Origin of the sequence: Lactobacillus hominis DSM 23910 = CRBIP 24.179 (assembly GCF_000296835.1) — a bacterium.
GTDB lineage: Bacteria > Bacillota > Bacilli > Lactobacillales > Lactobacillaceae > Lactobacillus > Lactobacillus hominis.
Genome location: NZ_CAKE01000032.1, coordinates 1 through 7,309 on the forward strand (window position 1 = coordinate 1; position 7,309 = coordinate 7,309).

Sequence of the window (7,309 nt, forward strand, 5' to 3'; positions counted from 1 at the left end):
ATGGAGAATTAGCTCAGCTGGGAGAGCATCTGCCTTACAAGCAGGAGGTCACAGGTTCGAACCCTGTATTCTCCATTGAGTCGTTAGCTCAGTTGGTAGAGCATCTGACTTTTAATCAGAGGGTCGGCAGTTCGAGACTGCCACGACTCATTGGCCCTAATATAATATGCGGGTGTGGCGGAATTGGCAGACGCGCTAGATTTAGGTTCTAGTGTTTTAGGACGTATGGGTTCAAGTCCCATCACCCGTATCTCCGCCTACGGTAGAGCGACGCCGATTTAGCTCAGCTGGTTAGAGCATCTGTTTTGTAAACAGGGGGTCGAAGGTTCGAATCCTTTAATCGGCATTACAATTAAATATTTATGCGGAAGTAGTTCAGTGGTAGAACATCACCTTGCCATGGTGGGGGTCGCGGGTTCGAATCCCGTCTTCCGCTTATCATTATCATGCCGGGGTGGCGGAACTGGCAGACGCACGGGACTTAAAATCCCGCGGTTGGTGACAACCGTACCGGTTCGATTCCGGTCCTCGGCATATAATGATGCACCCTTAGCGCAACTGGATAGAGTGTCTGACTACGAATCAGAAGGTTGAAGGTTCAAATCCTTCAGGGTGCACTCTTCGGGAAGTGGCTCAGTTTGGTAGAGCACCTGGTTTGGGACCAGGGGGTCGCAGGTTCGAATCCTGTCTTCCCGATTGTAACTTGGTTACATTTTTTGGCGGTGTAGCTCAGCTGGCTAGAGCGTCCGGTTCATACCCGGGAGGTCGAGGGTTCGATCCCCCCCGCCGCTATAAGGTATACTTGGACCTTTAGCTCAGTTGGTTAGAGCAGACGGCTCATAACCGTCGGGTCGTAGGTTCGAGTCCTACAAGGTCCATTATGGATCTTTGTTTTTTTATATAGCATCATCGCGGGATGGAGCAGTCTGGTAGCTCGTCGGGCTCATAACCCGAAGGTCATAGGTTCAAATCCTATTCCCGCAATATGGTCCCTTAGTGTAGTGGTTATCACGCCTCCCTGTCACGGAGGAGATCACCGGTCCGAATCCGGTAGGGACCGTAAATGGCTCGGTAGCTCAGTTGGTAGAGCAAAGGATTGAAGCTCCTTGTGTCGGCGGTTCGATTCCGTCCCGCGCCATTCTGGAGGCCTAGCGAAGTGGCTAAACGCGGCGGTCTGTAAAACCGCTCTCTCTGAGTTCGGTGGTTCGAATCCACTGGCCTCCATTTAAATAGGGATATCGTATAAAGGTAGTACATCGGTCTCCAAAACCGCTAGTGTGGGTTCAATTCCTACTATCCCTGTTTTTAATATCACGGCGGAATTGGTGAAGCGGTTAACACACCGGTTTGTGGATCCGGCATGCGTGGGTTCGAGCCCCACATTCCGCCCTAACATTGGGATATAGCCAAGTGGTAAGGCAATGGACTTTGACTTCATCATGCGTTGGTTCGAATCCAACTATCCCAATTTGTTAATAAATCAGAAGATGGCGGTGTAGCCAAGTGGTAAGGCACGGGTCTGCAAAACCCTCATCATCGGTTCAAATCCGATCACCGCCTTCGCCTGAATTTTCTGATTCAATTGAATTATGGCGGTGTGGCGGAATTGGCAGACGCGTCAGACTCAAAATCTGGTGTCCCCTGGGACGTATCGGTTCGACCCCGATCACCGCTATTATTTCAGACATTCTGGCTGGTCTTAGACGTGAGTGAAACTCACGTCTTTTTTTTTCGCAAAATTGCAAGTAAATCTAACAACCCGTATAATGTTCCCTATATGGAGGTAATATAATGAACATTGGTCTTTTTACAGATACCTATTTTCCACAGATATCCGGAGTAGCAACGTCGATACAAACGTTAAAAAATGCTTTAGAAAAACAAGGACATTCGGTTTTTATTTTTACTACGACTGACCCGCACGTTGCTAAAGGTACTGTAGAGCCCAATGTTTTCAGAGTAGGAAGCGTACCTTTTGTATCTTTTACCGATCGACGAATTGCTTTTCGCGGATTGTTTCAAGCAAGCAAAATTGCTAAAGAAGTTAAATTAGATGTCGTACATACGCAAACGGAATTTTCTATGGGAATGATTGGAAAATATATTGCTCATAGTCTTGATATACCTGCAGTACATACTTATCACACCATGTATGAAGACTATTTGCACTATGTTTTAAATGGTCATCTTCTTAAGCCGTATCATGTCAAACAGTTTGTACGTGCTTATTTGCATAGTATGGATGGTGTTATTGCCCCTAGTGAACAGACCCATAAAACCCTTTTAAGATACGGAGTAAAGATTCCAATTCGAGTAATTCCTACTGGCGTTGATTTGCAAGGAATAAATGAAAATCCAAAAAGAGATGTGCGCAGGGATTTAGGATTAAGTGATGATGATTTTGTTTTGCTTACCTTGAGTAGAGTAGCAGCTGAAAAGAAAATAGATAAAATTCTTAATATTATGCCGCGTCTTGTTGAAAAATATCCAAACGTAAAATTTGTAATTGCTGGTGATGGGCCAGATATGCAAGATCTAAAAGATCAGGTTGCTCGTCTAACCTTAGAAAAATATGTCATTTTTGCTGGTAGCGTCGAACATACGGATGTTGGAAATTATTATAGAATGGCAGATTTATTTGTTTCTGCTAGTGATACGGAGACTCAAGGATTAACCTATATTGAGTCAGTTGCAGCACGAACTGCTTGTGTTGTTTATAAAACAGATTATACGCAGCAAATTTTTGACAATCCGGCTCTAGGGCTAACTTTTACTACCCAGGCTGAATTAGAAGAAAATATTCTTGAAATGATTAAAAGAGGAAAGAATAAGATACCACAAGCCATTCAAGAAGAAAAATTAAAAGAAGTTTCGTCTGATACATTTGCTACAAACGTAATTGATTTTTATACTGATGCTATAAAGCGTCATCAAAAAATAGAGGTTGAATAATGATAAGAATAAACATGTTCTCACAAGCAGATTCAGTTCAAGGTCAAGGAGTAGGATCTGCTTACAATGAATTAATGCGGTTATTAAGAACGCGTTTAGTTGAAGATTTTTACGTAACAGTTAATCGATATGGTCAAAGTGATTTAACGCACTATCATACAATCAATCCAACTTATTTTGCTAATAGTTTTTCACCAAATCGTGGCAGAAAAATTGGCTATGTTCATTTTTTACCTGAAACTTTAGAAGGTTCAATAAAGTTACCTGCTACAGCTAAGAAGGTATTTTATAAGTATGTAATTGATTTTTATAATCGTATGGATCAAATTGTTGTCGTAAATCCAATTTTTATAGATAAATTGGCTAAACATGGTATTAATCCTGACAAAGTAAAATATATTCCTAATTTTGTAGCAAAAAGCGAATTTTATGAGCAAACTCAAGAAGAAAAAAATTCTTTTAGAAGAAAATTAGATATTGATCTAAATAAATTTGTAGTTTTTGGTGATGGACAGGTTCAAGAAAGAAAAGGCGTGGATGACTTTGCAAAATTGGCAATTGCTAACCCAGATATCCAATTTATCTGGGCAGGTGGCTTTTCTTTTGGAAAGATTACTGATGGTTATGATCACTTTAAGAAATTAGTCGATAATCCACCGGCAAATTTAAAATTTACAGGAATTGTAAATAGGGATGAATTGGTAAATTACCTAAATATAGCAGATCTATTTCTTTTACCTTCTTATGATGAATTATTTCCAATGTCTGTTTTAGAAGCTTTTTCATGTAATACGCCTGTTCTATTAAGGGATTTGGAATTATATAAAGCAATTATCGATGGATATTATTTAGAAGGCCGAGACTTTGATGAGCTAAATGAAAAAGTAAAGCTTGTCAAAAATAATCCTGGTGTATTAAGCAAATACAAAACTTTATCAGAAAAAGCTAGTTTGGAATATTCTGAAGACCATTTAGCTGAAATTTGGAAGAAATTTTATAATGAACAGTATGAAATTGGAAAGAAATTAGGACAAATAAAATAATGAATAAAAAACATCTAATAGGGATGCTTGTAGTTTTAGCAATTAGTGGATTTGTAATTTTTCAAGAGTTACGTACAACTCCGCTTCATCAATTAATGCAAGCGGCTAGCAATTTAAATGTATTTTTCTTAATTTTAGTTCTTCTAGTGATGGTCTTATCGTATGTTTTTGAGGCCAGTATCATCGCTGTATTAGAACATCAAAAAAATGAACCTAAAAGAAGTGCATGGTCTTTTTTTAGAATTCCACTAATTCAAGCTTTGTTCAATGCAATTACGCCTATGTCTACAGGAGGACAGCCATCTCAATTGGTGGCCATGATTCAAATGGGAATTGAGGGCGGAAGAGCTACTTCAATTTTGTTAATGAAATTTATCATTTATCAAATTTGTGTCTTGTTTGCCTATGTGACTACTATTTGTTTTGGTTTTCATATGGTGGTAACCAAGTTTAGTGGCTTGGCTATTTTTATCATTATCGGTTTTGCTATACATGTTTCGTCAATTCTTTTTTTGCTAGCAATTATGTTTGCCTATAACTGGACAAAAAATGCCACTAATTGGCTGATGAATCTTTTAGCTAAATTCATGAAAAAAGAGCGCGTAGAAAAGTGGCGTAAAGAAACGATGGAAAAAATAGATACATTCTATGCAGAAGGTCAGCGTTTAAAAAGACAAAAAAAGAAATTAATTTTTGCAACAATTTTTACGATCGGACAATTGTTATGCTTTTACTCAATTCCGTACCTTATCTTGCTGGCTCTTAATATTTCAGCGTCTTGGATTAGCGTTACTCAAATGAATATCATGATTATCATGTTTATGGCAATTATTCCTATTCCTGGAGCATCGGGCGGGGCTGAGTTTAGTTTTCAAACTTTATTTTCAACATTTATAAGCTCTAACCTGTTATTAGTGCTAGGGATGTTTTTATGGCGATTTACAACTTATTTCTTTGGAATGCTACTAGGAATTTTGGGTTGGTTGTTCAAACCTAAAAAAATAAAAGGGTAATTAATTGTTAAATTTCTATTTATCTATTTATCTTTGTAGGTAATTAGTAGTACCATTTTGAAAGAGAAAGTTTGTAGGGGGAAATTAAATGGCTAAGTTGAAGGCCTTTTATAAATGGCTAACTGAAACAAAATTAGGGTTTTTCTTATTTGTGATAGTTTTGTTTTGGTTAAAGACATATTTTATTTATGTCAATAAGTTTAATCTTGGTGTGACGGGACCAATGCAGCATTTTTTGTTGCTCCTTAATCCGTTGCCCGCAGCTGTATTGCTTATCGGTATAGGTTTATTTTTTAAGGGCCGAAAATCTTATTGGATTATGGTCGTTATTGACTTTTTACTTTCATTATGGCTATTTTCTAATATTCTATACTATCGAGAATTCTCTGATTTTCTATCGTTTTCTATAATTAAAACTTCAGGTTCTTCATCAGATAATTTGGGTAAAAGTATTGCAGGAATTACCCAGGGGAGCGACTTTTTAGCCTTTTTTGATATTGCAATTATCATTATACTTTTAGCTACCAAAGTCTTTAAGATGGATGTACGGCGTTTAAAACTAAAGATTTCTCTTTTAATTGAAGCGTTAGCAGTTACCTTTTTAGGGATTAATCTTACGATGGCGCAAAAGGATCGTTCAGGATTGTTGACTAGAACTTTTGACAATAATTATATTGTTAAGTATTTAGGGATGAATGCTTTTGCAGCTTATGATGGGGTTAAGACTGCTCAAACTAATGCGATTATGGCTAAGGCCAATCATAGCGACTTACAATCAGTTCAGTCTTATATTAAAAAGAATTATATTGCTCCTAATCCGCAATATTACGGAGTTGCCAAGGGAAAAAATGTCCTAGTAATTCACTTGGAAAGTTTTCAGCAATTTTTGATTGATTATAAGTGGAAAGGAAAAGAAGTCACTCCTAACTTAAATAAGCTTTATCATGCTAATGATACTATCAGTTTTGATAACTTCTTTAACCAGGTTGGCCAAGGAAAAACTTCCGATGCCGAGATGATGCTTGAAAACTCTCTATTTGGATTGCAGTCAGGATCGGCAATGTCAAGTTATGGAACATCTAATACTTTTCAAAGTGCACCAGCAATTTTAGCCCAGCAAGCTGGCTATACTACCGCTGTAATGCATGGAGGCGCAGGTTCCTTTTGGAATCGTGATAATGCTTATAAATCGTTTGGCTATGATTATTTTATGCCTTTGTCTTATTACAAGAACAAAAAGGGCTATTATATCGGCTACGGAATTAAAGACAAGCTATTTTTTGATCAATCTATAAAATATATTGAACATTTACCGCAGCCATTTTACTTAAAGATGATTACAGTTACTAATCACTATCCTTATGATATCGATAAGAAGAATCAGTCAATTGATAAAACTGATACGGGAGATAAGACTGTTGATGGTTACGTCCAAACTGCTCATTATTTAGATCAAGCTATCGGTGAATTAATGGATTATCTCAAAAAGACTGGTTTAGAAAAGAATACTTTGATCATGCTTTATGGAGACCACTACGGAATTTCCGGCAACCACCACAAAGCTTCTGCTGAGTTGCTAGATCAGAGCTCATTTAATAATTTTGATAATCTTTTATTCCAACGTGTGCCATTAATGTTTCATATGCCAGGCTTAAGGGGTGGCATTAATCACACTTATGGTGGAGAAATCGATGTTAGACCAACTTTGTTTAATCTTTTAGGTATTGATGATAGAAACTTTATCCAATTGGGACATAGTTTATTGGCGAAAAACGCGCCTCAAATTGTCGCACAAAGAAACGGTGATTTTATTACACCAGAATATAGTAGAGTTGAAGGAAGTTACTACTACACCAAGACGGGGAAGAAGATAAAGCACCCATCTAAGGCAGTAAAAGCCAAGCTAGCTCAAATTTCTAATACCATAACTAGTGAGCTCTCACTTTCTGATAGGGTAATAACTGGGGATTTATTGAGATTCTATACTCCACCAAACTTTAAGGCTGTAAATAGAAAAGATTATTCATATAAAAAGAAAGAGTCTTTATCTCGTTTGAGAAGACAAGAAAGAAAGAAAAAGAGTAGTTTATACTATCAAAACGGTAAAAAGACGACGCAAAGCAAGTTTAAAACTGACGCACCGGAGTTAGAAGAAAAATAATTATGCACAAAAAGATTTGAATCGAAATATTCAAGTCTTTTTTTATTGAAAAAGTGAAAAAAAGACACAAAAAGGTATTGCATTTTCAGAAAAAGAGAGTAATATAATAAAGGTCTGCTGAGAATGTGGATAAGTAATAA

At 37.4% G+C, this 7,309-nt stretch carries 4 protein-coding genes and 19 tRNA genes; all 23 read left to right on the forward strand.

Annotated elements, in window-relative coordinates:
* Positions 1 to 2: 2 nt before the first annotated feature.
* Positions 3 to 75: transfer RNA gene (locus tag BN55_RS08635), tRNA-Val, on the forward strand.
* A gap of 2 nt (positions 76 to 77) precedes the next feature.
* A tRNA-Lys gene (locus tag BN55_RS08640) sits at positions 78 to 150 on the forward strand.
* Between the two features lie 18 nt (positions 151 to 168).
* A tRNA-Leu gene (locus tag BN55_RS08645) sits at positions 169 to 250 on the forward strand.
* A 22-nt stretch (positions 251 to 272) separates the two neighbouring features.
* Positions 273 to 346: transfer RNA gene (locus BN55_RS08650), tRNA-Thr, on the forward strand.
* 18 nt (positions 347 to 364) lie between these two features.
* Positions 365 to 436, forward strand: a tRNA-Gly gene (locus tag BN55_RS08655).
* A gap of 12 nt (positions 437 to 448) precedes the next feature.
* Positions 449 to 534 (forward strand) — tRNA-Leu (locus BN55_RS08660).
* Between the two features lie 9 nt (positions 535 to 543).
* Positions 544 to 617, forward strand: a tRNA-Arg gene (locus BN55_RS08665).
* A 5-nt stretch (positions 618 to 622) separates the two neighbouring features.
* Positions 623 to 696: transfer RNA gene (locus BN55_RS08670), tRNA-Pro, on the forward strand.
* 22 nt (positions 697 to 718) lie between these two features.
* Positions 719 to 792, forward strand: a tRNA-Met gene (locus BN55_RS08675).
* Positions 793 to 804: 12 nt separating this feature from the next.
* A tRNA-Ile gene (locus BN55_RS08680) sits at positions 805 to 878 on the forward strand.
* A gap of 32 nt (positions 879 to 910) precedes the next feature.
* Positions 911 to 984: transfer RNA gene (locus tag BN55_RS08685), tRNA-Met, on the forward strand.
* A 3-nt stretch (positions 985 to 987) separates the two neighbouring features.
* Positions 988 to 1,060, forward strand: a tRNA-Asp gene (locus BN55_RS08690).
* 5 nt (positions 1,061 to 1,065) lie between these two features.
* Positions 1,066 to 1,138, forward strand: a tRNA-Phe gene (locus BN55_RS08695).
* 4 nt (positions 1,139 to 1,142) lie between these two features.
* Positions 1,143 to 1,224 (forward strand) — tRNA-Tyr (locus BN55_RS08700).
* A gap of 7 nt (positions 1,225 to 1,231) precedes the next feature.
* Positions 1,232 to 1,302 (forward strand) — tRNA-Trp (locus BN55_RS08705).
* A gap of 14 nt (positions 1,303 to 1,316) precedes the next feature.
* A tRNA-His gene (locus BN55_RS08710) sits at positions 1,317 to 1,389 on the forward strand.
* Positions 1,390 to 1,396: 7 nt separating this feature from the next.
* Positions 1,397 to 1,468, forward strand: a tRNA-Gln gene (locus BN55_RS08715).
* Positions 1,469 to 1,489: 21 nt separating this feature from the next.
* Positions 1,490 to 1,560, forward strand: a tRNA-Cys gene (locus tag BN55_RS08720).
* A gap of 31 nt (positions 1,561 to 1,591) precedes the next feature.
* A tRNA-Leu gene (locus tag BN55_RS08725) sits at positions 1,592 to 1,675 on the forward strand.
* A gap of 116 nt (positions 1,676 to 1,791) precedes the next feature.
* Positions 1,792 to 2,952, forward strand: a complete 1,161-nt coding sequence (locus tag BN55_RS08730; RefSeq protein ID WP_008471745.1) for a glycosyltransferase family 4 protein — start codon at positions 1,792 to 1,794, stop codon at positions 2,950 to 2,952.
* Positions 2,952 to 3,995, forward strand: coding sequence for a glycosyltransferase family 4 protein (locus BN55_RS08735; RefSeq protein ID WP_040469558.1), 1,044 nt, complete (start codon positions 2,952 to 2,954; stop codon positions 3,993 to 3,995). Before BN55_RS08730 ends, BN55_RS08735 begins: the two co-directional genes overlap by 1 nt.
* The gene (locus BN55_RS08740; RefSeq protein WP_008471747.1) at positions 3,995 to 5,008 is read left to right on the forward strand and encodes a lysylphosphatidylglycerol synthase transmembrane domain-containing protein; all 1,014 of its coding nucleotides are present in this window, start codon (positions 3,995 to 3,997) and stop codon (positions 5,006 to 5,008) included. Before BN55_RS08735 ends, BN55_RS08740 begins: the two co-directional genes overlap by 1 nt.
* A gap of 88 nt (positions 5,009 to 5,096) precedes the next feature.
* Positions 5,097 to 7,169 carry an LTA synthase family protein gene (locus BN55_RS08745; RefSeq protein ID WP_008471749.1) on the forward strand — a complete coding sequence of 691 codons (2,073 nt, stop codon included), beginning with the start codon at positions 5,097 to 5,099 and terminating at the stop codon, positions 7,167 to 7,169.
* The last annotated feature ends 140 nt before the right edge of the window (positions 7,170 to 7,309 follow it).